The 22,645-nt window shown below is 73.5% G+C and carries 21 protein-coding genes; 13 read left to right on the top strand and 8 right to left on the bottom strand.

From position 1 onward, the window contains the following. Positions 1 to 43: 43 nt before the first annotated feature. Positions 44 to 1,237, top strand: coding sequence for a phosphodiester glycosidase family protein (locus O3X23_RS33645; RefSeq protein WP_443048058.1), 1,194 nt, complete (start codon positions 44 to 46; stop codon positions 1,235 to 1,237). A 4-nt stretch (positions 1,238 to 1,241) separates the two neighbouring features. Here the strand turns inward: O3X23_RS33645 and O3X23_RS33640 are convergent, their stop codons facing one another. The 4 genes from O3X23_RS33640 to O3X23_RS33625 form a co-directional block, all read right to left on the bottom strand. After that, positions 1,242 to 1,748, bottom strand: coding sequence for a universal stress protein (locus O3X23_RS33640; protein ID WP_269276270.1), 507 nt, complete (start codon positions 1,746 to 1,748; stop codon positions 1,242 to 1,244). 110 nt (positions 1,749 to 1,858) lie between these two features. Beyond that, positions 1,859 to 2,779: a phosphatase domain-containing protein gene (locus tag O3X23_RS33635; protein ID WP_269276267.1), complete on the bottom strand. Its 921-nt coding sequence runs from the start codon at positions 2,777 to 2,779 to the stop codon at positions 1,859 to 1,861. Between the two features lie 6 nt (positions 2,780 to 2,785). Further along, entirely contained in the window at positions 2,786 to 3,991 is a 1,206-nt protein-coding gene (locus O3X23_RS33630; protein WP_269276266.1) for an RNA ligase, read from the bottom strand. Positions 3,992 to 4,079: 88 nt separating this feature from the next. Then, the gene (locus tag O3X23_RS33625) at positions 4,080 to 4,403 is read right to left on the bottom strand and encodes a DHCW motif cupin fold protein (protein WP_269276265.1); all 324 of its coding nucleotides are present in this window, start codon (positions 4,401 to 4,403) and stop codon (positions 4,080 to 4,082) included. A gap of 68 nt (positions 4,404 to 4,471) precedes the next feature. Here O3X23_RS33625 and O3X23_RS33620 point away from each other — a divergent pair, with 68 nt between their 5' ends. From O3X23_RS33620 to O3X23_RS33605, 4 genes are all read left to right on the top strand, one after another. Next, on the top strand, positions 4,472 to 5,242 hold the full coding sequence (locus O3X23_RS33620) for an SGNH/GDSL hydrolase family protein (protein ID WP_269276263.1): 771 nt from the start codon (positions 4,472 to 4,474) through the stop codon (positions 5,240 to 5,242). Between the two features lie 70 nt (positions 5,243 to 5,312). Further along, on the top strand, positions 5,313 to 6,746 hold the full coding sequence (gene purB / locus O3X23_RS33615) for an adenylosuccinate lyase (RefSeq protein WP_269276261.1): 1,434 nt from the start codon (positions 5,313 to 5,315) through the stop codon (positions 6,744 to 6,746). Further along, positions 6,743 to 7,297, top strand: a complete 555-nt coding sequence (gene mug, locus O3X23_RS33610) for a G/U mismatch-specific DNA glycosylase (RefSeq protein ID WP_269276274.1) — start codon at positions 6,743 to 6,745, stop codon at positions 7,295 to 7,297. The genes purB and mug overlap by 4 nt, the downstream gene beginning before the upstream one ends. 116 nt (positions 7,298 to 7,413) lie before the next feature. Further along, positions 7,414 to 8,571, top strand: coding sequence for an ROK family protein (locus tag O3X23_RS33605; protein WP_269276259.1), 1,158 nt, complete (start codon positions 7,414 to 7,416; stop codon positions 8,569 to 8,571). A gap of 83 nt (positions 8,572 to 8,654) precedes the next feature. Here O3X23_RS33605 and O3X23_RS33600 read toward each other — a convergent pair whose 3' ends face one another. Continuing rightward, the gene (locus tag O3X23_RS33600) at positions 8,655 to 9,428 is read right to left on the bottom strand and encodes a GntR family transcriptional regulator (protein WP_269276257.1); all 774 of its coding nucleotides are present in this window, start codon (positions 9,426 to 9,428) and stop codon (positions 8,655 to 8,657) included. A 479-nt stretch (positions 9,429 to 9,907) separates the two neighbouring features. Between O3X23_RS33600 and O3X23_RS33595 the strand changes: the two genes are divergently transcribed. Continuing rightward, positions 9,908 to 10,741 (top strand): alpha/beta fold hydrolase, encoded by an 834-nt coding sequence (locus O3X23_RS33595; RefSeq protein WP_269276254.1) that lies wholly within the window; start codon positions 9,908 to 9,910, stop codon positions 10,739 to 10,741. Here the strand turns inward: O3X23_RS33595 and O3X23_RS33590 are convergent. Further along, positions 10,719 to 11,681 (bottom strand): DMT family transporter, encoded by a 963-nt coding sequence (locus O3X23_RS33590; protein WP_269276253.1) that lies wholly within the window; start codon positions 11,679 to 11,681, stop codon positions 10,719 to 10,721. The two genes, O3X23_RS33595 and O3X23_RS33590, sit on opposite strands and share 23 nt — an antisense overlap. A 46-nt stretch (positions 11,682 to 11,727) precedes the next feature. On the opposite strand from O3X23_RS33590, the gene pdxR reads away from it, so the two are divergent. From pdxR to O3X23_RS33570, 4 genes are all read left to right on the top strand, one after another. Continuing rightward, entirely contained in the window at positions 11,728 to 13,197 is a 1,470-nt protein-coding gene (gene pdxR, locus O3X23_RS33585) for a MocR-like pyridoxine biosynthesis transcription factor PdxR (protein ID WP_269276251.1), read from the top strand. A 145-nt stretch (positions 13,198 to 13,342) separates the two neighbouring features. Continuing rightward, positions 13,343 to 14,716, top strand: a complete 1,374-nt coding sequence (locus O3X23_RS33580) for an MFS transporter (protein ID WP_269276250.1) — start codon at positions 13,343 to 13,345, stop codon at positions 14,714 to 14,716. 97 nt (positions 14,717 to 14,813) lie between these two features. Continuing rightward, positions 14,814 to 16,421: an alkaline phosphatase D family protein gene (locus O3X23_RS33575; RefSeq protein WP_269276248.1), complete on the top strand. Its 1,608-nt coding sequence runs from the start codon at positions 14,814 to 14,816 to the stop codon at positions 16,419 to 16,421. A 177-nt stretch (positions 16,422 to 16,598) separates the two neighbouring features. Next, a complete protein-coding gene (locus tag O3X23_RS33570; RefSeq protein ID WP_269276247.1) occupies positions 16,599 to 17,942 on the top strand; it encodes a GNAT family N-acetyltransferase in 1,344 nt (447 codons plus the stop codon). Here the strand turns inward: O3X23_RS33570 and O3X23_RS33565 are convergent. Further along, the gene (locus tag O3X23_RS33565; RefSeq protein ID WP_269276245.1) at positions 17,926 to 19,098 is read right to left on the bottom strand and encodes a trans-sulfuration enzyme family protein; all 1,173 of its coding nucleotides are present in this window, start codon (positions 19,096 to 19,098) and stop codon (positions 17,926 to 17,928) included. The two genes, O3X23_RS33570 and O3X23_RS33565, sit on opposite strands and share 17 nt — an antisense overlap. Before the next feature lie 59 nt (positions 19,099 to 19,157). Here O3X23_RS33565 and O3X23_RS33560 point away from each other — a divergent pair, with 59 nt between their 5' ends. The 3 genes from O3X23_RS33560 to O3X23_RS33550 all read left to right on the top strand — a co-directional run bounded on the left by O3X23_RS33560 (position 19,158) and on the right by O3X23_RS33550 (position 22,182). Next, a complete protein-coding gene (locus tag O3X23_RS33560) occupies positions 19,158 to 19,640 on the top strand; it encodes an Lrp/AsnC family transcriptional regulator (protein ID WP_269276243.1) in 483 nt (160 codons plus the stop codon). 95 nt (positions 19,641 to 19,735) lie between these two features. Beyond that, entirely contained in the window at positions 19,736 to 21,424 is a 1,689-nt protein-coding gene (locus tag O3X23_RS33555) for a DUF885 domain-containing protein (RefSeq protein ID WP_269276241.1), read from the top strand. Between the two features lie 224 nt (positions 21,425 to 21,648). After that, positions 21,649 to 22,182, top strand: a complete 534-nt coding sequence (locus tag O3X23_RS33550) for a GNAT family N-acetyltransferase (protein WP_269276239.1) — start codon at positions 21,649 to 21,651, stop codon at positions 22,180 to 22,182. Here the strand turns inward: O3X23_RS33550 and O3X23_RS33545 are convergent. Then, positions 22,179 to 22,586, bottom strand: a complete 408-nt coding sequence (locus O3X23_RS33545) for a CoA-binding protein (protein WP_269276237.1) — start codon at positions 22,584 to 22,586, stop codon at positions 22,179 to 22,181. The genes O3X23_RS33550 and O3X23_RS33545 overlap by 4 nt on opposite strands. Positions 22,587 to 22,645: the final 59 nt, after the last annotated feature.

Here is a 22,645-nt window from a genome sequence, read left to right as displayed (position 1 = left end):
CTCCCGTGCGTCCCGCCACCCCCGGCGCGGGACGCGGACGCCGGTGCTCGTGACCGCCTTGCTCGTCCTGGCGATACCGGTGAACCCCGCCGCCGCGGACCCCCGGTTCGCGGACCCGACACAGCTGGCGCCCGGCGTCCGGTACGAGACCTTCTCGGCGCCCACCCCGCACGGCACGGCCCACGGCCACCTGCTGACGGTCGATCTCGACGACACCCACGTGAAGGTCGAGCTGCTACGGCCCACCGCCGGCGGCGCCGACACCCGGACACCGGTGTCCCGGCTGGCCGACGCGCGGGGCGCGGTCGCCGCCGTCAACGGCGACTTCTTCAACATCACCGAGACAGAGCATCCGAGCGTGCAGCCGACCGGCTCCACCGTGGGCCCGGCCGTCGCGGACGGCCTCCCCCTCAAGGCCGCGGTCCCCGACGGCCAGCGTTTCGGCCCCGCACTGGTGCCGGGAGCGACCGACGAGGACGTCCTCGGCATCGGAACCGACGGTGCGGCCCGGCTGGACCGACTGCGGCTGCTGGGCACCGTCGTCACCCCGGCCGACACCTGGCAACTGGCAGGCTTCAACCAGTACGCGCTGCCCGAGGACGGCATCGGCGCCTACACCGCCGACTGGGGCCCCGCCTCCCGCGCCCGGGCAGCCTGCGGCACCGACCACGCCCGCAGCGCCGCCTGCGACACCGACCCGTACGAGGTGACGGTGGACCACGACAGCGTCACCGCCGTCTCGACCACCCCGGGACAGGGCGTGATCCCGCCCGGAACGGTCGTCCTGCTGGGACGCGGAGCCGGCGCCCGCGCCCTGCGCAGCCTCCGGCCCGGCGACCCGGTCCACGTCACCCACCGCCTCCAGGGCACCGCGGACGTCCCGCCGGCCTTCGCCATCGGCGGCTACCCGATCCTGCGCGACGGGGTCCCCCTCGACGGCCTGGACGAGACCGTCGCCGCCACCCGCACCGCCGCCGGATTCGGCGTCCAGGGCCACCGGCTGTACCTGTTGGCCCTGGACGGCACCGCCGAGGACGGCGACGGACTGACCCTCGCCGAACTCGCCCGCCTGCTGCGCTCCCTGGGAGCCGACGGCGCCGTCAACCTCGACGGCGGTGGCTCGTCCACCCTCGTCACCCGGCTTCCGGGCGCCGCGCGCAACACCGTGCGGAACCATCCGTCCGGAGCGGCCGAACGCCCGGTGCCGAACGGGATCGGCGTGCGCTCCACCGTCTGAGGAATTACCGGCCGGGGTGCTCAGGTCCGTGCTGCGGCGGGGGCGGGATCGACGCGAGACCGGGGACGGCTTCGGGCCACACCAGCAGGACCGGGCAGGGCGCGTGGTCGACGACGAACCGGCCGTCGCGCCCCAGACTGCGCGGCCCCAACCGGTGGAGGTCACCGTCCCGCGCGCAGATCAGCAGTTCGGCGCCCTCCGCCGCCCGCACCACCTCGCGCGCCACGCGCCCGTGCACCTGCACCCGGGCCGCGGGCCGGCCGAGCCGGTCGGCGGCGGCCTCCAGCAGTTCCTCGCCGGCCGTCGCCGACAGGGCTTCCAGGTAGTCGCCCGGATCGCGCTCGCGGTGCCCGCGGCCGAGCAGACCGGCGAACGCGCCGTGCGCGGTGTCCTCGACGTCGTCACCCGTGACATGCAGCAGGGTGAGTTCGGCCCCGTCGGGAACGTGCGAGCGGGCGGCGTCCACCGTGGCCCGCCACGTGCCCTCCGTGATCCAGATGATCGCGCTCACGGGTCGTCGGACCTCCGATCGTCAACGGACCACCCACCCTGCCACAGCGGTGGTCCGGGGGGGCAGTGGCGCGAGCCCGGTGGCCTGGACCCCCGGTCGGCACCCCGGAGTCAGAAACTCCCGTAGTTCACCTGCCAGGTAGGCAGCCCCATCCGCCGCCAGATCGCCACCACCCGGTCCCGGTCGTCCATGGACACCCGCACGTTGAAGCGGTGGCGGACGTGCGCGTCGAACAGCTCGGCCTTGACGACGTCGTCCCGGCGCGCGTCACCGGCGTGCCGCATCCACAGCTCGTCGCAGGGCACGTCGTGGGCCGCGAGCCAGGCCTCGGTCTGGGGACGGAACTCCTCACCGCGGCCGGACAGCAGCACGATCCGGTCGCCGTTCGCCTTGCGGAACGCGACCAGCGCGTCGCGCACCGAGGAGTTCAGGCCGTCCTGCTCGCAGCGGGTGAAGTCGTACGGGTTGCGGTTCTGGTTGACCGCGAGCGTGCCGTCGATGTCGCACATCACCGCATCGGGCAGCCGCCCGTCCGGGACGTAGGGCAGGACGGCGGGGGTGTCGTTCAGCCACTCGTCCGTGAGCCGCCAGCCGCCGCGGGTGGCCTTGGTGTGCTTGTCGGCCAGGATGCGGATGATCTCCTCGCCCACGGGACGCTCGCGGTCCGCGTCACGGCGCAGGCACTCCTCGATCGGCACGTCGGTGAAGTCATGGACGACGAAGACCGCGAGCCCCCCGACGGCGGCCTTGAGCCGCTTCGGGATGTGCGGGGTCAGGTGGGTGTTGTCGACGACGACGTCGAAACCGGCGGCGACCGTCTCCCGCACGGCGGCGTCCTGGATGGCCAGCACCGTCTGCTCGTGCTCGTGCGACCACTGCCGGCCGCCGCCGCTCCCGCCGTCCCCGAGCATCACCCGCAGGTCGTCGAGGTTGACGCGCCGGACGCGGCCGTCGGAGTCGGCGCACAGTTTGCGGGCGGCGGTGGTCTTCCCGGAGGCGGGCAGACCGGTCATGACATGCACGGTGGGCATCGGGGTTCAGCCTTCTTCGTCGTTCGCGAAAGGGTCGGAGGGGCCGGGCTTGATCGCCCGCCAGAACTGTAGATCGACGTTCAGCCCGTCGAGCAGCTGGAACATCGTGCCGCGCACCCGGCGATCGCTGATCCGCTGGGCGGCACGGGCGAACGCCGCCCGGTCGTGGGCGAACGGCTCAAGGGCCGCGAACTCCTCCTGGGCCTGCGCGGCCAGCGCCTCGGCCTGCGCCACCAGTCCGTCCGCGATACCGCGCACCCAGGTGTCGAACTCGTCCGGGACCTGTTCGAGCAGCGCGTCGAGCGGGCCGATGCCGGCCGCCGCGTAGGCGGCCAGCTCCTCGGCCTGGCAGCCGAGGGCCTGCGTCACCCGCTTGGGGTCGCGGTCGGCGAACCGCTGGATGCCGAGGCTCCGCCAGATGTCCCGTTCGGTGACACCGGTGATGACCCTGTGCAGCCGCACGTAGTCGGCCGTCTTGGCCTTCGTCCGCACCCCGGACGCGAACCGCAGGACGTACCCCTCGGCGTCCGTCCCGGTGACCGCCTCGCCGTCGAGCCGGATGTTGTCGGCCGTCATCGCGAGCAGCCGGGCCAGCTCGGGCGCGGGCCAGCTGCGCACGACGGAGCCGATCTGCTGCCACTCCCGCGCGGCCTCGGCGAGGACGCGCTCGGTGCCGTCCTGCGCGTAGGCCGCGAGCAGCACGAGGTCGCGGCGCTCGCCGTAGTTCACGACGATGCGGTTCTCCGGGTACAGGATCTCGACGAGGTAGGTGCACCCCGGATCGAGCGCACCGGTGTCGGCGGCCCGCAGCCGCCGCGTCGCCCAGGTCGCCTGCTCCGAGGTGAACGATCCCTTGGAGGCGACGTGCCAGCGCGCGTCGTAATGGAAAGCGATGCCGAGCGACCCGTCGACCTTGTCGTACACCTCGAACGGCTCGACGGGCAGCGCCGGCGCGTAGGGCAGGCCGAGTCCGTGCTCCCCGACGTTGAAGAACTTCTCGAACGGCCACGCCACGATCGCGCCGGTCACGTCGTCGGCCACCAGACCGCGGCAGCGGATGGTGACGTCGGTCCAAGCGCGTTCGTACTGGGCCACCCGCGTGTAGGTGTAGATGGAGATCGGCAGCTCGGGGTGCTGCCTGCGCGAGACGTGGCCGGACTCGATGGCCGCGACGAGGTCGGCGGGCTTGACGAGGGTGTCGAGGTCGGTCACGGCTGCTCCTGGTCGGATCATGGGTGTCTGGTGCAGCGTGACCGGTGGCACGGGTTCGCGCGACCGAATATGGGCGGCAGGCCCGGTCCTAGTCGACGACGAAGAGCCGGGCGCCGTCCTGGGTGCGGGAGCGGTGCGGTTCGGTGTCGTGTCCGACCTGGTAGCTGCTGCCTGCGCCGAGCGTGACCGTCTCGCCGTTGGCGAGCTCGGTGGTGAGGGTGCCTTCCAGCACCAGCAGGACGTGGCCGCGGTCGCACCAGTGGTCGGCCACGTAGCCGGGGCTGTACTCCACCATCCGGACGCGGACGGAACCGAATTGGCGGGTGCGCCAGGTCGCGCTGCCCGAGTCGCCGGGGTGTTCGGTCGCCGGGACCTGCGACCAGTCGGTGGTCCCGAAGGGTATGTCGGTCATCTCCATCCGGGGAGCCTATCCAGCGACGTGTGACGGGCCCGTCCCGGGCGGGTAGGATCACCCGCGCCATGCAGATGAATGCCACGTACACCAGTTTCGTCGCGATCGGCGACTCCTTCACCGAGGGCATGTCGGACGCGCTGCCGGACGGCTCGTACCGCGGATGGGCCGACCTCGTCGCCGCCCGCCTCGCCGCCCGGACCCCCGGTTTCCGGTACGCCAACCTCGCGGTGCGGGGCAAGCTCATCCGGCAGATCGCGGACGAGCAGGTGGACACCGCGGCGTCGATGCGCCCCGACCTCGTCACACTGGTCGGCGGGCTCAACGACACCTTGCGGCCCAAGTGCGACGTCGACGCGGTGTGCGCGCTGCTGGAGCAGTCCGTCGAGAAGCTGGCGCCGAGCTGCGGGCAGCTCGTCCTGATGCACAGCCCGATCCGCCGGGGCCCGGTCGCGGCCCGTTTCCTGCCGCGCATGGAGCAGCTCTTCGCGTTCCTCGACACGCTCGCGGAGCGGCACGGGGCGATCGTGGTGGACCTGTACGGGTCGGGGGTGCTCGGGGATCCGCAGATGTGGGCGGACGACCGGCTGCATCTGAACGCCGAGGGTCACCGCCGGGTGGCCGAGGCGGTCTGGCAGGCACTCGGCCACGACGCGGAGTCCGACTGGCGGGAACTGCTGCCGCCCGCGGTGCCGCCGGGCTGGGTGACGCGGCGGGGCGCGGACCTGCGTTTCACGCGCGAGCACCTGGTGCCGTGGATCGGCAGGCGGCTGACCGGCCGCTCCTCGGGTGACGGCCTGCCGCCCAAGCGCGGCGAGCTGTCTCCCTTCGAGGACTGACCGGACGGCCGGCGGGCGCCGGTCCGGCCCCGGCGCTGGCCTGCGCCGACGCGCAGTAGACTCTGTGCACGTGACTGCTAAGCCTCGTATCCCGAACGTCCTGGCCGGCCGCTACGCCTCTGCGGAGCTTGCCACCTTGTGGTCCCCCGAGCAGAAGGTGGTGCTGGAGCGCCGCCTGTGGCTCGCCGTCCTGCGGGCGCAGAAGGACCTCGGCATCGAGGTGCCCGAGCAGGCGCTCGCCGATTACGAGCGGGTGCTCGAACAGGTCGACCTCGCCTCCATCGCCGAGCGCGAGAAGATCACCCGGCACGACGTGAAGGCCCGCATCGAGGAGTTCAACGCTCTCGCCGGGCATGAGCAGGTCCACAAGGGCATGACGTCGCGCGACCTGACCGAGAACGTCGAACAGCTGCAGATCCGCCTGTCGCTGGAGCTCGTGCGCGACCGCACGGTGGCGGTGCTGACCCGGCTGGGGAAGCTCTCGGCCGAGTACGCGGAACTGGTCATGGCGGGCCGTTCGCACAATGTCGCCGCGCAGACCACCACGTTGGGCAAGCGGTTCGCGACGACGGCGGACGAGCTGCTGGTGGCGTTCGAGCGGGTCGAGGACCTGCTGGGCCGCTACCCGCTGCGCGGCATCAAGGGCCCGGTGGGCACGTCGCAGGACATGCTGGACCTGCTGGGCGGCGACGTCGCCAAGCTCGCCGAGCTGGAGGACCGGATCGCCGGTCACCTGGGCTTCTCGCGGGCCTTCACCTCCGTCGGCCAGGTCTACCCGCGCTCGCTGGACTACGACTCGGTGACCGCGCTGGTGCAGCTGGCGGCGGCTCCCTCGTCGCTGGCCAAGACGATCCGGCTGATGGCCGGACACGAGCTGGTCACCGAGGGCTTCAAGCCGGGCCAGGTCGGTTCGTCGGCGATGCCGCACAAGATGAACACGCGCTCCTGCGAGCGGGTCAACGGCCTCGCGGTGATCCTGCGCGGTTACGCGTCGATGGTCGGCGAGCTGGCGGGTGACCAGTGGAACGAGGGCGACGTGTCCTGCTCGGTGGTGCGCCGGGTCGCGCTGCCGGACGCGTTCTTCGCCTTCGACGGTCTGCTGGAGACGTTCCTGACGGTGCTGGACGAGTTCGGCGCGTTCCCCGCCGTGATCGCCCGTGAGCTGGACCGCTACCTGCCGTTCCTGGCCACCACGAAGGTGCTGATGGGCGCGGTGCGCGCGGGTGTGGGGCGCGAGATCGCGCACGAGGTCATCAAGGAGCACGCAGTGGCCTCCGCGCTGGCGATGCGGGAGAAGGGCGCCGAGCGCAACGAGCTGCTGGACCGGCTGGCCGAGGACGAGCGGATGCCGCTGGACCGGGCGCAGCTGGACGCGCTGATGGCCGACCGGCTGTCGTTCACCGGCGCCGCGGCCGGGCAGGTCGCGGCCGTCGTGCAGCGGATCGCCGAGGTCGCCGAGCGGCACCCGAAGGCGGCCGCGTACGCGCCCGGGGCGATCCTCTGACGCCGGAGGAACTCGAAGCCGCCCGTGACCGCACCATCGAGGATGTGGCCGCGGGCGGCCTGCGTGTGCTGTTCTGCGGGATCAATCCGGGACTGCTGTCCGCGGCGACCGGTCACCACTTCGCCCGGCCGGGCAACCGGTTCTGGCCGGCGCTGCACGCTGCGGGCTTCACTCCGCGGCGGCTGCTGCCGGCGGAGCAGCGCGAGCTGCTCGCGTACGGGCTCGGCATCACCAATGTCGCGGCGCGGGCCACGGCGCGGGCCGACGAGCTGAGCGCCGCGGAGATGGTGGCGGGCGGCCGGATCCTGGACGCGAAGGTGCGGCTGCTGGAGCCGGCGTGGCTGGCGGTGGCCGGGATCACCGCGTACCGGGTGGCCTTCGGCGAGAAGGACGCCCGGATCGGCCCGCAGGAGCGGACCATCGGCGGGACCCGGATCTGGGCGCTGCCGAATCCCAGTGGGCTCAACGCGCACTGGACGCCCGCGGCGATAGCGGAGGAGTTCGGGCGGTTGCGGGTGGCCGCCGGCGTTCCGGACGCGGTCGCCGGGTAGGCGGTTGGCCGGGTCCGGTTCCGGGTCGCGCGGCGCTGGGTGCAACGGCACTCGCCGGGCGGCCGCTGGCCAGGTACGATCCGCCCACATACACGCGCCGGCTGGGAGGACATACGTTGGGGCGGCTCACCGGCGGGGATCCATCCCTGCTGCGACGGATCAATTCCGCGGTGGTCCTCCACGCGCTGCGCGGGTCCCAGACCCCCACTTTGACCGAGCTGGTGCACAGCACCGGCCTGTCCCGGCCGACCGTCGAGGGCGTCATCGAGGGGCTGACGGAGTCCCGCCTGGTGGTGGAGGTTCCGGCCGAGTCCGGTGACGCCCGCAAACAGGGCCGGCCGGCCCGGCGCTTCCGGTTCCACGCCGAGGCGGGCCATCTGCTGGGCATCGAGATCGGTGCGCACCAGGTGCGGGCGGTGCTGTCCGACCTCAGCGGGCAGCTGCTGGGTTCGCTGGGTCATGACGTGGCGGAGTCGGCGTCCGCGGACGACCGCCTGGAGCGGGTCCGCGGCACCGTCGCCGAGCTGCTGCGCAAGTGCGGGGTGGCGCGCAGCACGCTGTGGGCGGTGGGTGTCGGCAGCCCCGGCATCGTCGAGGCCGACGGCGCGGTGCGGTTGAGTACGGCGCTGCCGGGGTGGACGGGTCTGCCGCTGGGTGAGCGGTTGCAGAGGTCGTTCCGCTGTCCGGTGCTGGTGGAGAACGACGCGAACGTCGCGGCCGTGGCCGAGCACTGGAAGGGCGTCGGCATGGGGACCGACGACATGGTCTTCGTGCTGGCCGGGCTGAGCCCGGGGGCCGGTTCGCTGATCGGCGGCCGGCTGCACCGCGGTTTCGGCGGTGCGGCGGGCGAGATCGGTGCCCTGCACCTGCTGGGCCAGGAGGTCACCCCGGAGCATCTGCTGTCGACGACCGGGACGCCGCTGCACCCCTTGGACGAGTCGGCCGTCGCCCGGGTCTTCGCGCTCGCGAAGGGCGGGGACGTGCAGGCCAAGGAGGCCGTGGACCGGTATCTGCGGCGGCTGGTGCACGATGTGGCGGCGCTGGTGCTCGCCCTCGACCCCGAGCTGGTCGTGATCGGCGGCTGGGCGGCGGGCCTGGACGGCGTCCTGGAGCCGTTGCGCGACCAGCTGGCGCGGTACTGCCTGCGGCCGCCCGAGGTAACGCTGTCGGCACTGGGCCAGGAGGCCATCGCCACCGGGGCGCTGCGATTGGCCCTGGACCACGTCGAGGAGCAGTTGTTCGCCGTCGAGCAGACGTCGCTGCCCCAGCGCTGACCGGGCCGCCGCCCCGGGGCCGGCCCCGGGCAGCACGGAGCACCGGAACCCCCGGGGCCCGGTGCTCACGCGTCAGGTACTGATCAGGACGCCTGGCGGCGTTCCTGCTCCTCGTGGTGGGTGACCTCCACGGCGCCGGAGTCACCGAAGGTGAGTCGGCAGGTGTCCGCGCGGTAGGTGGAGATCGCGACGGCGGCGACCTGGCCGCCGGCGAAGTAACGCGTGGTCACGACGAGGACGGGGGCGCCGGGCAGCCGGTCGAGCTGCTTGGCGTCCTCGGCGCGGGCCGAGCCCAGCTCCACGGCGCGGTCCTCGCCCTCCAGGTCGAGCCGCTGCAGTTCCCGCAGCACGGCGGGCCCGTGGTTGGCCGGGGACAGGAGGCCGGGCAGGCCGGGGACCGAGGCGACGGGAACGTAGAGCAGTTCGGTGGCGACCGGCTGGCCGTTCATGACGCGCTCGCGCCGGATGGTGTGCACCGGCAGCACGTCTCCGCCGTCGAAGAGGCGGGCGACGGCGGGCGGGGCGACGGCCTCGGCGCAGCCGATCGTGCGCCACGCGTCGTTGCCGATGCCGGGCCAGGCGTTGTCGGTCGGTCCGACGGCCACCCCCATGCGGGGCGGGGCGACGGTGGTGCCGACGCCGCGGCGGCGCTGCAGCCGCCCCTCCAGCTCGAGCTGCTCCAGTGCCTGGCGGAGGGTGGCCCGCGCGACGCCGAAGCGGGCGGCGAGGTCACGCTCGTTGGGCAGGATCTCGCCCACCGCGAACTCGGAGTCGAGCGCGTCATTGAGCACGGTCTTCAGGTGCCAGTACTTCGGCTCCTGAACCTCCTGCGTCGCCTCGAGCTGCGTGGTCCCCACCCTGTCCTCACAATCGCCGGGCCCTGCGCGGGCCTTGTTCAGCCTTGTTTCGGAACCCCTGTTTATTAAAGGTTCTTGCACTACTAAGGCGACGATAGGGCGGCCCTCCCCCTTGGTCAAGACCAATGATCGGGCGGGGCTCTGACCAGGGACGTCTTGGACGCGAGACGTTCACGCGATGTTGTTGCCACGTCACAGGGGAACGGGCAGGTCACGGACGGTCGCCGACGGCGAGGGGCGGGAAACGCGCCGGAAGGGCTCCGCCGGGGGCCGGCGCTCCGCGCGAGGTCACGCCCTCGCGGACGAAACTCGCGGACGAAAGGGGCCCCGACCGAGACGGGGGCGCCCGGTCGGGGCTGCTGGCCGGGCCGGCGATCAACACCGGCCCGTATGCAGTGAACTCACGGTGCCCCATAGGAGTTCCCCGGCTTCCCGATACCCTTCCTGACGTCACGTCTATCAACGGTCAGGAGCACCGCATGCCCCGAACCGCCTCCCTCGTCGAGGTCTCTCCCGCCGGCCTCCCGCCCGTCCTCGTCGCCTACGAACGGCGCGGCGCGGGAGAGCCGCTGGTACTCCTGCACGGCATCGGCCACCACCTGCAGGCGTGGGACCCGGTGGCCGACCTGCTGGCGGCCGAGCGGGACGTCATCGCGGTGGACCTGCCCGGCTTCGGCCAGTCACCCGCGCAGCACGCGTCGGTCCCCAGCGATCTGCCGACCGCCGTCGCCGCCCTCGACGCGTTCTTCACCGCGCTCGGGCTCGACCGCCCGCACGTGGCCGGCAACTCCCTCGGCGGGCTCGTCGCGCTGCACCTGGGCCGCGAGCGGCTGGTGCGCAGTGTGACGGCGCTGTCCCCGGCCGGATTCTGGACCGAGTCCGAACGGCGCTACGCCTTCACGGTGTTGGGGGCGATGCGGCGCGGCGCCCTGTTGCTGCCGCCGACCACCGTGGAGCGGATGGCCCGCAGTACGGCCGGGCGCGCCGCGCTCACCAGCGCGATCTACTCGCGGCCCGGACAGCGCGCGCCGGAGGCGGTGGTGGCCGAGACACGTGCCATGCGGGAGGCCGCCGGGTTCGAGGCCACGCTGACAGCGGGCCGGGCCGGGGTCGTCTTCGGCGACGACATTCCCAACGTCCCGGTGACCATCGCCTGGGGCACCCAGGACCGCGTCCTGCTGCGCCGCCAGGGGATCCGGGCCAAGCGCACCATCCCCAACGCCCGGCTGGTCCGGCTGCCGGGCTGCGGCCACGTGCCGATGAACGACGACCCGGAACTGGTGGCCCGGGTCATCCTCGACGGCTCGCGCTGACCGCCGGCCGGGCCTCGCCGGCCCGGCCCGTCAGGGCTCTGCGCGGTTCCTCCGGCGCCCGCCGGACGAGCAGTCCGGAGCCCACCGCGACACCCGCCGCCACCAGCAGGCTGCCCGCCAGCCGGCCCGGCCCGAACGTGCCCACCCCGACCAGCGGCGCGGTCAGCGCCGCGGAGACGGGGATCAGCCCGGAGAAGAGCGTGGCGCGCTCGGCGCCGATGCGCTGCATCCCGGCGTACCAGCAGACGAAGCCGACCACGGTGGCCCCGACGGCCTGCCAGCCCAGCGCCAGCGCCTCGCCCGTGTCCGGCAGCCGCAGCGCGGCCCGCCCGTCGAGCAGCAGGCCGAGCAGCCCGGCCTCGACGGCGGCGAAGCCGCAGACGCACGTCGACAGCAGCAGCGGACCCAGGGGGGCGACCAGCGGGACGGCGATCACCGCGAAGGCGACCTCCCCGCCCAGCGCGGCCACCGACCACATCAGCCCTGCCGTGTCCGAGCCGCCCCACCCCTGGACGGCGAAGGCCCCACCCGCGACGAACAGGGCCCCGGTCAGCACCGCGCGGGCCGGGCGACGGCCGGACAGCAGCGGGACGAGCACCGCCACGACGATCGGCGCGCAGCCCACCAGGACGCCGGGCACCGCGGGCTGGGCGCTGCGCTCGGCGGCGAGTACCGCGAGGTTGAAGCCGACCATGCCGGTCGCGGCGAGCACCGCCAGCCGCAGCCAGTGCCGCCCGGTGAGCGCGCGCAGCCGGAGAGCCGTGTCGCGTGCGCCGCGCAGCGTGAGCAGGGCGAGCAGCGCGAAGGCGATGCCGTAGCGCAGCGCCTGGCCTCCGGCGTGCGGGTAGTCCACGAGGGCGCCGTTGGCGGTGAAGGAGGCGCCGACCAGGACACAGGCGAAGGCGGCCAGGAGCGCCCCACGGCGCTGGTAGGAGTTCATGCGATCACGCTATGAACAGAACCGGTCCTGATTAAGGTCCAATCCCATGGCTGCTTCGAGGACCACTTCCGACGACGAGAACGACGGCAACGGCAACGGCGACGGCGACAGCACGCTCGGGACCGCCGCCTGGGAGCTGCTGCTCCCCTCCGCCGCCGCCCCGGCGCGCAGCCGCGGCCGCGCGCTGCAGGCGGCGCTGCGCGACGCGGTGCGGTCGGGCCGGCTGGCGCCCGGCACCCAACTGCCGTCGAGCCGGGAGCTCGCGGCCGACCTGCGGGTGTCGCGCGGGCTGGTGACGGACGCGTACGCGCAGCTGACCGCGGAGGGGTATCTGAGCGGCCGGCAGGGGTCGGGGACGTGGGTGACGAGCGCGTGCGCGGGCCCCGCGGTGCCGGCCCCGGACGCGTTCGCGGCGGACGACCGGGGCGCCCCCTCGGACTTCCGGCCGGGGCTGCCGGACCTCTCGCTCTTTCCGCGCGCCGCCTGGTCGGCCGCCCATCGCCGGGTGCTGACGCGGCTGCCGCACCGGGCGTTCGGTTACCCCGACCCCCGGGGGCTGCCCGAACTGCGGGCCGCGCTCACCGATCTGCTGGCCCGCCGCCGCGGGGTCGCGGTGGAGCCGGACCGGGTCGTGGTGTGCTCCGGGGTGGCGCAGGCGCACACCCTGATCGGCCTGGTCCTGCGGGACCGCGGCGAGCACCGGGTGGCCGTGGAGGATCCGGGCAGCCCCGAGCACACGGCGCTGTTCGCGGCGGCCGGACTGGAGGCGGTGCCGGTGCCGGTGGACTGCGACGGCCTGGACCCGGCGGCGCTGGCCGCCACCGGGGTGCGGGCGGCCGTGGTCACCCCGGCCCACCAGTTCCCCTCCGGGGTGGCGTACACCGCCCGGCGGCGCGGCGAACTCGCCGACTGGGCCCGGGAGAGCGGCGGACTGCTGATCGAGGACGACTACGACGGTGACTTCCGCTACGACCGGGCGCCCGTCGGTGCCCTGCAGGGCCTGGCTCCCGACCGGGTCGCCTACACCGGATCCGTCAGCAAGTCACTGGCCCCCGGGCTGCGGCTGGGCTGGCTGGTCGCGCCCGCCCGCCTCGCCGCCGAGGTCGCGGCCCGCAAGCGGACGATGGACCTCGGCCATGCGGTGACCGAGCAGGCCGTCCTGGCGGAGTTCATCTCCGGCGGCCACTACGACCGGCAACTGCGGCGCTGCCAGCGCCTGTACCGCGTCCGCCGCAACACGCTGGCCGAAGCGCTGGAGCGGCACTTCCCCGGCACGCGGGTCGGCGGGATCGCGGCCGGGCTGCACGTGATCGCGGACCTGCCCGCGCGCTACGGACCCGAGCCGCGCTTCCTGGCGGCGGCCTCGGCGGCGGGCGTCGCGGTCCGGCCGCTGTCCTCCTACACCGCGCGTGCGGACCCCGCGGACGACGGCCGGGTACGCCTCGTCATGGGGTACGCGCACCTGTCGCCGGCGGACATCGAGCGGTCGGTGCGCCTGCTGGCCGAAGCCTTTTGATCTCGAATCGGCAACAGCGGGTTTAACTTCCCGATACCCCCTTCTGTCGCAGTCGTCCCCCTTGATAGATATGACGCAGCGCGTTCCTGTCGGTCGATAGGCGCTCCACCCCCTTTTGGCCTTCGTCCTGTTGAGAGGTACGCCCATGCCTCCGCGCCCCCGCGCGGCGGTCCTGCCCCTGGTCGCGGTTTTCGCCGCCGGGTATCTTGCCGCCTATCTGCTGCCCACCATCGTCGGGCACCTCGGTTCCTCCCCCGGTGGCCTCGGCCTGAGCAGCGCCCGTGCGGGCGCTGTCGGCAGCGCCCTGCTGCTCTCCTCCGCCACCGCGGGCCTGACCCTCGCCTCCCGCGTGGACCACGTCGGGGCCGTCCGCCTCGCCCGCGCCGGGCTGCTGCTGATGATGGCGGGTTTCGCGCTCGCCGCAGGCACGTCGCTCGTCCCGCTGGTGGTCGCCGGCTGCGTCATCGGCGGCTTCGGCTCCGGGACGGCGACGGCGGTGGCCGCCGTCGGGATCGCCGCCCGCCCCGACCCGCACCGCGCCTCGGTGCTCGGCCTGTTGACCACCTCGGCGACCGCCGGCGCGCTGTACCTGGTGCTGCCGCGCCTCGACGGCGGCCACGCGCTGCCGTTCGCCGCCCTCGCCTGCGCCGCGGCGCTGGCCCTGCCCGCGGCCGGGCGGCTGCCCGCCGCGGACCGGGCCGGCTCCCCGCGCCCCGACGCCGGCGTCCGGGCCCGCCTGCCGCACCGCCGCTCCGGCGCCGTGCTGGCCGGCGCCATGCTGTGCTGGTCGATGGCGCAGAACGCCCTGTGGGGGATGAGCGGACGCATCGGCCTCGACCGGGCCGGGCTCTCCGAGGCCGCACTCGGCCTGGTCTTCGCCGTCGCCCTCGGCGGCGGTCTGGCCGGCGTCGGCGTGGCGGGCGCGCTCGGCTCCCGCCTCGGGCGCGCCGTCCCGATCGGGGTGGGCACGGCGGTCATCGCCACGTGTGTCGCGGTCAGCGCCTCGGCCGGCGGAGCCGTGCCGTTCGCGACCGGCGAGGTGCTCTGGAACACCGTCTACCCCGTGGTGCTCTCGTACCTGATCGGCCTGGCCGCCTCCCTCGACGGGCAGGGGCGGTGGGCCGTGCTGGCCGGCTCCGCCTCCAACCTCGGCGTCGCGTGCGGACCGCTGGCCGGGACGCTGCTCGCCGGCCACGCCGGCTACCCGCTCATGGGAGCCGTCCTGGGCTGCGTGCTGCTGGCCACCGCCGTGCCGCTGACCGCGGTCGCGCTGCACAGCGGCGGCCGCGTCCTGCTGCCCGGCACCATCAGCCGCCGTGGTGGCGCCGCCGCGGCGGCCGTCGCGGGCGCGGCCGGCGCCCCGGCGGGAGCCGTCCCCGAACTGGGCGGCACCGAACTGGTGGTGACCGACATCGAGGTCGGCCCGGCCCCGGCACCCGAACTCTCGCTCCTCCCTCCGTCAGCACCGCTGCCGGCCACGCGGGAGAAGCCGGCCGCGGCGCAGCTCACGTCGGTGTAGGCCACCCGAGCGGCGTGTTCACCGCGCGTTCGGCCGGATGGCATCCGCAACCAGTAGGAACGGGGGCGACGCGGGAAGCCGAGCACGGGAGTGGCAGATGTCGCAGGAAACGCAGAACGCGCAGCAGGCACCGGGAGCGGGCGGAACGGTGGACCGCAGGGCGGTCCTCGGCGGTGGCCTCGCCGCGGCCGGGGCGCTGCTGCTCCCGACGGTGACGGCGGCGCCCGCGCTGGCGCTGTCGGGCCGGCCGGCCGCGCCGTGGGGGGTGCAGAGCGGCGATGTCACCGCCTCGTCCGGCCTGGTGTGGGTGCGGTCGGACCGGCCGGCCCGGATGATCGTCGAGACGTCGGTCAGCGGCTCCTTCCGCGACGCGCGCCGCTGGGAGGGACCGCTGCTGGGTCCGGACACCGACTTCACCGGCACGACCTCCCTGCGCGGTCTGCCGTCCGGTGAGCAGATCCACTACCGGGTGCTGCTGGCCGACCCGGACGACCACCGCCGCACCGGCGCACCGGTGGCGGGCAGCTTCCGCACCCCGTCGTCGCGGCGCCGCGACGACGTGCGCTTCCTGTGGTCGGGGGATCTCGCCGGGCAGGGCTGGGGCATCAACCCCGACATCGGCGGCTACCGCATCTACGAGGCGATGGGCCGGCTCGATCCCGACTTTTTCCTGTGCAGCGGTGACAACATCTACGCCGACGGCCCGATCGCGCCCACCGCGGCGCTGCCCGACGGCCGGATCTACCGCAACCTCACCACCCCGGAGAAGTCCAAGGTCGCCGAGACGCTCGCGGAGTTCCGCGGCGCCTTCCGCTACAACCTGCTGGACGACAAGCTGCGCGCCTTCAACGCCCGGGTGCCCTCGATCATCCAGTGGGACGACCACGAGGTGCGCAACAACTGGTACCCGGGCGAGATCATGGACGACGCGCGGTACGCGGAGAAGAGCGTGGACGTGCTGGCCGCCCGCTCCCGCCGGGCGTTCTCCGAGTACTTCCCGATCTCGACGCTGCGGCCGAACACCGACGGCCGCGTCCAGCGGGTGCAGCACCACGGCCCGCTGCTGGACGTCTTCGTACTGGACATGCGCACCTACCGCAACGCCAACTCCCCCGACCAGCAGACCCAGGACGACCAGGGCATCCTCGGGCGGGCGCAGCTGGAGTGGCTCAAGCGGGAGCTGTCCCGCTCCCGCGCGGTGTGGAAGGTGATCGCCTCCGACATGCCGCTGGGCCTGGTGGTGCCGGACACCACCGAGGGCCGGCAGAACATCGAGGCGGTCGCGCAGGGCGACCCGGGCGCCCCGCTCGGCCGCGAGCTGCAGATCGCCGAGCTGCTGCGGTTCGTCAAGTACCGGCGCATCACCGGCACGGTGTGGCTGACGGCCGATGTGCACCACACGTCCGCGCAGCACTACCAGCCCTCCCGCGCGGCGTTCACGGACTTCGCGCCGTTCTGGGAGTTCGTCTCCGGGCCGCTGAACGCCGGCGCGTTCCCGGCCAGTGCGCTGGACGGCACGTTCGGTCCCGAGCGGGTGTTCGTCAAGGCGCCCGAGCGTGCCAATGTCTCGCCCGCCGAGGGGTACCAGTTCTTCGGCCAGGTCGACATCGACGGACACTCGGGCGAGTTGACGGTGCGGCTGCGCGAGCAGGACGGCACGGTGCTGTTCACCAAGGTGCTGCAGCCCGGCCGCGTCGGCCAGTAGGCCCGGTCCGAGCCGTGCCCGAGCCGCGCCCGCGACAGGACCGCGGGCTGCGGCTCGGGCCCCGCCCGGCAGGCGGCAAACCCGTTGAAAGGGCAAATTAACCACCAGGAACCACCCTTAACCCACCGGTCATCGAACGTTCGTGATCACGCAACACAGGTTCGACAGAGTGTTCTCATGCCTCAGTTGACTTCCTCGAACCCGCGCCCCTCCCGCTCCCGCCACCACCACTGGCGGCGTGACCTGGTGGAACTCTCCGCCGTCTTCACGGCGGTGGCCTTCGCCGACCTGGTGGCCAATGTGGTGGTGCACGGTCCGGAAGGACCCGTTCTGCTGGCGGCCTCGGCGGTCGCACTGCTGGCGACGGCCGGATTCCACATCTGGTGGGCACGCCGCCACAGCCACGCGCCCCCCGGACCGGCTCCGGCCGACGGCACGCAGGAACCGGGCCCGACGACGCTGTGGCGGCTGCGCACCACGGTCCGGGACACCCCCGGCAGCCTGGGCGCGGTGTGCATGGCACTGGCCGACGCGCACGTCGACATCCTGACGCTGCAGACGCATCCGCTGGCGGACGGCACCGTCGACGAGTTCCTGCTGCGGGCACCCGCGGCGCTTCCGGCCCATGCGCTGGCGCAGGTGATCGGGGCGGCCGGCGGACGCGACACCTGGACGGAACGGGCCGACGCCCATGACCTGGTGGACACCCCCACCCGGATGCTGAACCTCGCCACCCGCACCGCCCTGGACGCCGCGGAGCTGCCGCTCGCCCTGCGCCGGCTCTTCGGCCGGTGCACGATCCGCTCGGTGCCGGCTCCGAAGGACGGCACACCGGCGCCGGAGGACACACTGGAGGAAACGATGATGCGACTGCGTGACCCCTCCGGTGGCACGATCATCGTCGAGCGGGCCTACCTCCCGTTCACCCCGACCGAGTTCGCCCGGGCGCGCGCCCTGGTGGAGCTCGACGCACGCCTCGGGGTGCGGATGCCGGCGAGCAGGGACGTGCTGACGCTGCCGGAGGGCAACGAGATCACCATCCGCCGGGCCGGCCCCGAGGATCTGGACGCCGCCCGCGCGATGCACGACCGCTGCTCCCCGGACACCCTCGCGCAGCGCTACCACGGCCCGGTCCCCGACGCGGACCGCTATCTGCGGCACCTTCTCAGCCCGCGCTTCGGCCGGACGCTCGCCGTCGAGACGGCGTCGGGCCGGCTGGTGGCCCTCGCCCACCTGCTGTGGGACGGCGACGAGAACGAGGTCGCCCTGCTGGTCGAGGACGAGTGGCAGCGGCGCGGCATCGGAGCGCAGCTCCTGCGCAAGCTCGTCGGCCACGCCGTCGAGGCGGGCCGCGGCAGCGTGTACGCCGTGACCCGGTCGAACAACACCGGCATGGTCGCGACCATGCGCGACCTGGGCCTTCCGCTGGACTACCAGGTCGAGGACGGCACGCTGGTGATCACCGCGACGCTGACGCCGTCGGGCGTGCCGTCCCCGCCGAGGGTCACGAGCCGGAACTGACCGCCCCGGCGAGGGCCGCGGCCCGCAGCGCGCCGTCGAGGTCGTCCCACAGGTCCTCGACGTCCTCCAGTCCGACCGACATCCGCAGCAGCCGGTCACTGACGCCCGCCGCTCGGCGGTCCCGCTCGTCGACGACGCGGTGGCTGATCGAGGCCGGGTGCTGGATGAGGGTGTCGACGCTGCCCAGGCTGACCGCCGGGGTGATCAGCCGGACCCCGGCGATCACCTCGTGCGGGTCGCCGTGCACCTCGAACGCGACCATGGCGCCGCCGATCCGCGGGTAGTGCACCGCCGCCACCCGCGGGTCGGCGGCCAGCCGCCCGGCGAGCACTTCGGCGCTCGCCGAGGCGGCGCGCATCCGCACCGGCAGCGTCGACAGCCCGCGCAGCAGCAGGTAGCCGGCCAGCGGGTGCAGGACGCCGCCGGTGGCGAAGCGGACCTGGCGCAGCCGCCGCGCGAACTCCTCGTCGCACGCCACCACGCCGCCGAGCACGTCACCGTGACCGCCGAGGTACTTCGTCGCGCTGTGCAGCACGATGCTCGCGCCGAGCTCGGCGGGACGCTGCAGCACCGGCGTGGCGAAGGTGTTGTCCGCGAGCAGCGGCACCGTTCCGCAAGCGTGCGCTATCGCGCGCAGGTCCAGTTCGGCCAGGGTGGGGTTGGCGGGGGTCTCGACCAGCACCAGTCCGGTGTCGGGCCGGATCGCGTCGGCGATGCCCGCCGGGTCGACCCAGGTCACCTCGGTGCCCAGCAGCCCACCGGTGAGCAGATGGTCGCTGCACCCGTACAGCGGGCGGACCGCGACCACGTGCCGCAGGCCCAGGGAGCCGCGCGCTAGCAGGCAGGCGCTCAGGGCCGCCATCCCGCTGGCGAACGCGACCGCGTCGTCGGTGCCCTCGAGCCGGGCCAGGGCGGTCTCGAACCGGCTGACGGTCGGATTGTCCAGCCGGCCGTAGACGGGCGGGCCCTCCAGCCGGGCGCCGGTGGCGGCGAACACGTCGAGGCGGGCGGCCTCACCGCGGCTGTCGTACGAGGGGTACGTCGTCGACAGGTCCAGCGGGACGGCGTGCACGCCGAGTCCGGCGAGGTCCTCGCGGCCGGCGTGCACCGCCTCGGTGGCCAGCGAACGAGGCCTTTTCACAGAGTGTTGTTCCATGCCCAGAGCATGAACAATCGACGCCTCACGCCGGGAGAATCCCGTGCTACGTTCGGCCGATGACCGATTCCGTCCCTTTGGATCCGACCGATCTGGAGATTCTCCGGGTCCTGCAGAACGATTCCCGGACCACCAACCGCGATCTCGCGACGGTGGTCGGCATCGCCCCGTCCACCTGCCTGGACCGCGTGGCGCGGCTGCGCCGCACCGGAGTGATCCTCGGCCATGAACTGCGGCTGGATCCCGCCAAGCTCGGACGGGGGCTGGAGGCGCTCCTGTCGGTGCAGGTCCGGCCGCACCGCAGGGAGCTGATCAACCCGTTCGTGGCCCGGATCCGCGCACTGCCCGAGACGCGGGCGCTGTTCCACCTCACCGGCCCCGAGGACTACCTCGTCCATGTCGCGGTGACCGGCACCGCCGATCTGCAGCGGCTGGTGATCGACGAGTTCACCTCGTGCCGCGAGGTCGCCCGGGTGGAGACCCGGCTGATCTTCCAGCAGTGGGACTGCGGCCCGCTGCTGCCGCCGGTGCCGGGCGCCTGACCGGCCGCACGGGCCGCCCCGGCCGCCGCCCGGCGTCAGGTACGTAGCCGGGAAGGATGATGACGCGGCGGGCCCCTTCGTACGAGGATGGCCGCATGTCCACGATTACCAGCAGCCCGCTGCCCCGCCAGGTGGCCGACGCGTACGTCGACCACCTCATCGAACTCGACCCGATCATGGGTACCTACCTCGGCGTCGCGCAGAGCCACGCCCTGCTGCCCGACTTCTCCCCCGCCGGGACACGCGCCTTCGCCGACCTCGCCCACACCACTTTGGACCTGCTGACGCAGGCCGAGGCCCGGCCAGGCGCGGACAGCGACGCGGAGCGGCGCTGCGCCCGACTGCTGCGCGAGCGCCTCACCGCCGAAATCGCCGTGCACGAGGCCGGGGAAGGGCTGCGCGCGGTCAGCAACATCCACTCGCCGCTGCACTCGATGCGCGAGGTTTTCAGCGTCACCCCCGCCGAGACCACCGAGGACTGGAGTGTCGTCGCCACCCGGCTGCGCGCCGTCCCGGCCGCCGTGGAGGGGTACCGCGCCTCGCTCGCCGAAGGCCTCGACCGCAAGCTGCCGGCCGGTCCCCTCCAGGTGACGACCGTCATCGGCCAGCTGACCGACTGGATCGGCACCGACAGCGGCAGCTACTTCGGCACCTTCGCCGCGGGCGGCCCCGAGGAGCTGCGGGGCGAGCTGGACGCCGCCTCCGCCGCGGCCACCGCAGCGCTGGCCGCGCTGCGCGACTGGCTGCGCGACACGTACGCGCCGGGCATCGAGGGCGCGTCGGAGACCGTCGGCCGCGAGCGCTACGCCCGCTGGTCGCGGTATTGGAACGGCACCGACCTCGACCTCGACGAGGCCTACGCGTACGGCTGGTCCGAGTACCACCGCATCCACGAGGAGATGAAGACCGAGGCGGCCAGGATCCTGCCCGGCGCGGCCACCCCCTGGGAGGCGCTGGCGCACCTGGAGGAGCACGGCACGCGCATCGAGGGCGTCGAGGAGGTCAGGACCTGGCTCCAGTCGCTGATGGACGAGGCCATCGAGGCCCTGGACGGCACGCACTTCGAGCTGGCCGACCGCGTCAAGCGCGTCGAGTCGCGGATCGCCCCGCCCGGCGGCGCCGCGGCCCCGTACTACCTGCAGCCGTCGGAGGACTTCTCCCGCCCCGGCACCACGTGGCTGCCGACGATGGGCCAGACCTCCTTCCCCGTCTACGACCTGGTCTCCACCTGGTACCACGAGGGCGTGCCCGGCCACCACCTGCAGCTCGCCCAGTGGACGCACGTCGCCGGCTCGCTCTCCCGCTACCAGGCGACCGTGGGCCTGGTCAGCGCGAACTGCGAGGGCTGGGCGCTGTACGCCGAGCGCCTCATGGACGAGCTGGGTTTCCTCACCGACCCTGAACGCCGACTCGGCTACCTCGACGCGCAGATGATGCGCTCGAACCGGATCATCGTCGACATCGGTATGCACCTGGGGCTGGAGATCCCGGCCGACTCGCCGTTCCACCCCGGCGAGCGCTGGACGCCGGAACTGGGCCGGGAGTTCTTCGGCCTGCACAGCGGCCGCCCCGCCGAGTTCGTCGACAGCGAGCTGATCCGCTACCTGGGCATGCCCGGCCAGGCCATCGGCTACAAGCTCGGCGAGCGCGCCTGGCTGACCGGCCGCGAGGCCGCCCGCAAGGCCCACGGCGACGCCTTCGACGCCAAGGCCTGGCACATGGCCGCCCTCTCCCAGGGCTCCCTCGGCCTCGACGACCTCGTGACCGAGCTGTCGGCCCTGTAGGACCCGGGCGATCCCCGACCGTGCAAACGTTTCCGTGCGGGCAGCAGCGGATTCCCTCCGCCGCTGCCCGCACGGGAACGCCCGCCGCGAACTCCCTCCCGGGCGAGGGCACTTGACCGGCGCGGACCGCCCTCGCCCCGGCGCGGAAAAACCATCTGCGCCCGGCGACCGCCAGCCGGTAGCCTGCGGATCTTCTGCACTCTCCGACAGGACGGTTCCGATCCATGACCCTGCGCACCTCCCACGACGACGACGGCCGACAGGTGCTCGAGGACGGGCGGGTGACGCTGCGGGAGCAGCTGCCCGCCGACTGCGCGCTGCTGGCCGAGGGAAAGTCCGGGGCCCTCGTCTGGATCGACGGGATACCCGGTGAGGGCACGATCGTCGCCGCCGGGATGACGGTCGCCGCGGACGCGGCCGGGGTGTTCCAACCGGGCTGGGGCGTGTTCGCGATCCAGCGGTCCGAGGACGGCGTCGCGGTCGGCGGCATCGGCTTCCACGGTCCGCCCACCGACGGCGTCGCCGAGATCGGCTACGACCTGTCGGTCTCCGCCCGGGGTGCCGGCTGGGCCACCGACGCGCTGCTGGCGCTGGCGCGGTGGGCGTTCGACCGGCCCGGCGTCCGCCGGCTCCTGGCGACCACCGAGCCGGACAACATCCCCTCCCAGCGTGTCCTGGAGCGGGCGGGCTTCACCCGCGTCGCGGACCACGGGAAACTGCGGGCGTTCGAACTGGCCGCTCCGTCGGACCCCGCCTAGCCGAGCCGGGGGATCTCGATCGCGGGGCAGCGGTCCATGACCATCTCCAGCCCGGCCGCCCGCGTCCGCTCGCTCGCGGCCTCGTCGATCACCCCGAGCTGGAACCACACGGCCTTCGCGCCGACCGCCACCGCCTCGTCCGCGACGGCTCCCGCCAGCTCGGAGTTGACGAAGACGTCGACCACGTCGACCGGGAATGGAATGTCGGCCAGCGAGGCGTAACCACGCTCGCCGTGCACCGTCTCGGCCTTGGGGTGGACGGGAACAACCCGCTTGCCGAAGCGCTGGAGCACCTGCGCGACCCCGTAGGCAGCCCGCGCCTCGTTGTTCGACAGCCCGACCACCGCCCAGGTGTCACCCGTCCCGGTCAGGATCTTCCGTACCGTCGCAGCATCGCCGTACACGTCGTCCTCCAGAGGTGCCTTGGTCGGCCAGGGGGCCAGGGGTGTCCCGCTCGTCGTGC

This window comes from Streptomyces sp. H39-S7 (assembly GCF_027158205.1).
Lineage (GTDB): Bacteria > Actinomycetota > Actinomycetes > Streptomycetales > Streptomycetaceae > Actinacidiphila.
Note: the sequence above shows the minus strand (reverse complement) of the source record. Positions and strands in the feature narration are given on the sequence as shown.

Coding starts and splice junctions, on each gene's coding strand:
- O3X23_RS33595 (WP_269276254.1), top strand. CDS start 9,908: ATGCCCCGAACCGCCTCCCTCGTCGAGGTCTCTCCCGCCGGCCTCCCG.
- O3X23_RS33625 (WP_269276265.1), bottom strand. CDS start 4,403: ATGACCGACATACCCTTCGGGACCACCGACTGGTCGCAGGTCCCGGCG.
- O3X23_RS33560 (WP_269276243.1), top strand. CDS start 19,158: ATGACCGATTCCGTCCCTTTGGATCCGACCGATCTGGAGATTCTCCGG.
- O3X23_RS33570 (WP_269276247.1), top strand. CDS start 16,599: ATGCCTCAGTTGACTTCCTCGAACCCGCGCCCCTCCCGCTCCCGCCAC.
- O3X23_RS33550 (WP_269276239.1), top strand. CDS start 21,649: ATGACCCTGCGCACCTCCCACGACGACGACGGCCGACAGGTGCTCGAG.
- O3X23_RS33590 (WP_269276253.1), bottom strand. CDS start 11,681: ATGAACTCCTACCAGCGCCGTGGGGCGCTCCTGGCCGCCTTCGCCTGT.
- O3X23_RS33620 (WP_269276263.1), top strand. CDS start 4,472: ATGCAGATGAATGCCACGTACACCAGTTTCGTCGCGATCGGCGACTCC.
- pdxR (WP_269276251.1), top strand. CDS start 11,728: ATGGCTGCTTCGAGGACCACTTCCGACGACGAGAACGACGGCAACGGC.
- O3X23_RS33565 (WP_269276245.1), bottom strand. CDS start 19,098: ATGGAACAACACTCTGTGAAAAGGCCTCGTTCGCTGGCCACCGAGGCG.
- O3X23_RS33635 (WP_269276267.1), bottom strand. CDS start 2,779: ATGCCCACCGTGCATGTCATGACCGGTCTGCCCGCCTCCGGGAAGACC.
- O3X23_RS33575 (WP_269276248.1), top strand. CDS start 14,814: ATGTCGCAGGAAACGCAGAACGCGCAGCAGGCACCGGGAGCGGGCGGA.
- O3X23_RS33555 (WP_269276241.1), top strand. CDS start 19,736: ATGTCCACGATTACCAGCAGCCCGCTGCCCCGCCAGGTGGCCGACGCG.
- O3X23_RS33580 (WP_269276250.1), top strand. CDS start 13,343: ATGCCTCCGCGCCCCCGCGCGGCGGTCCTGCCCCTGGTCGCGGTTTTC.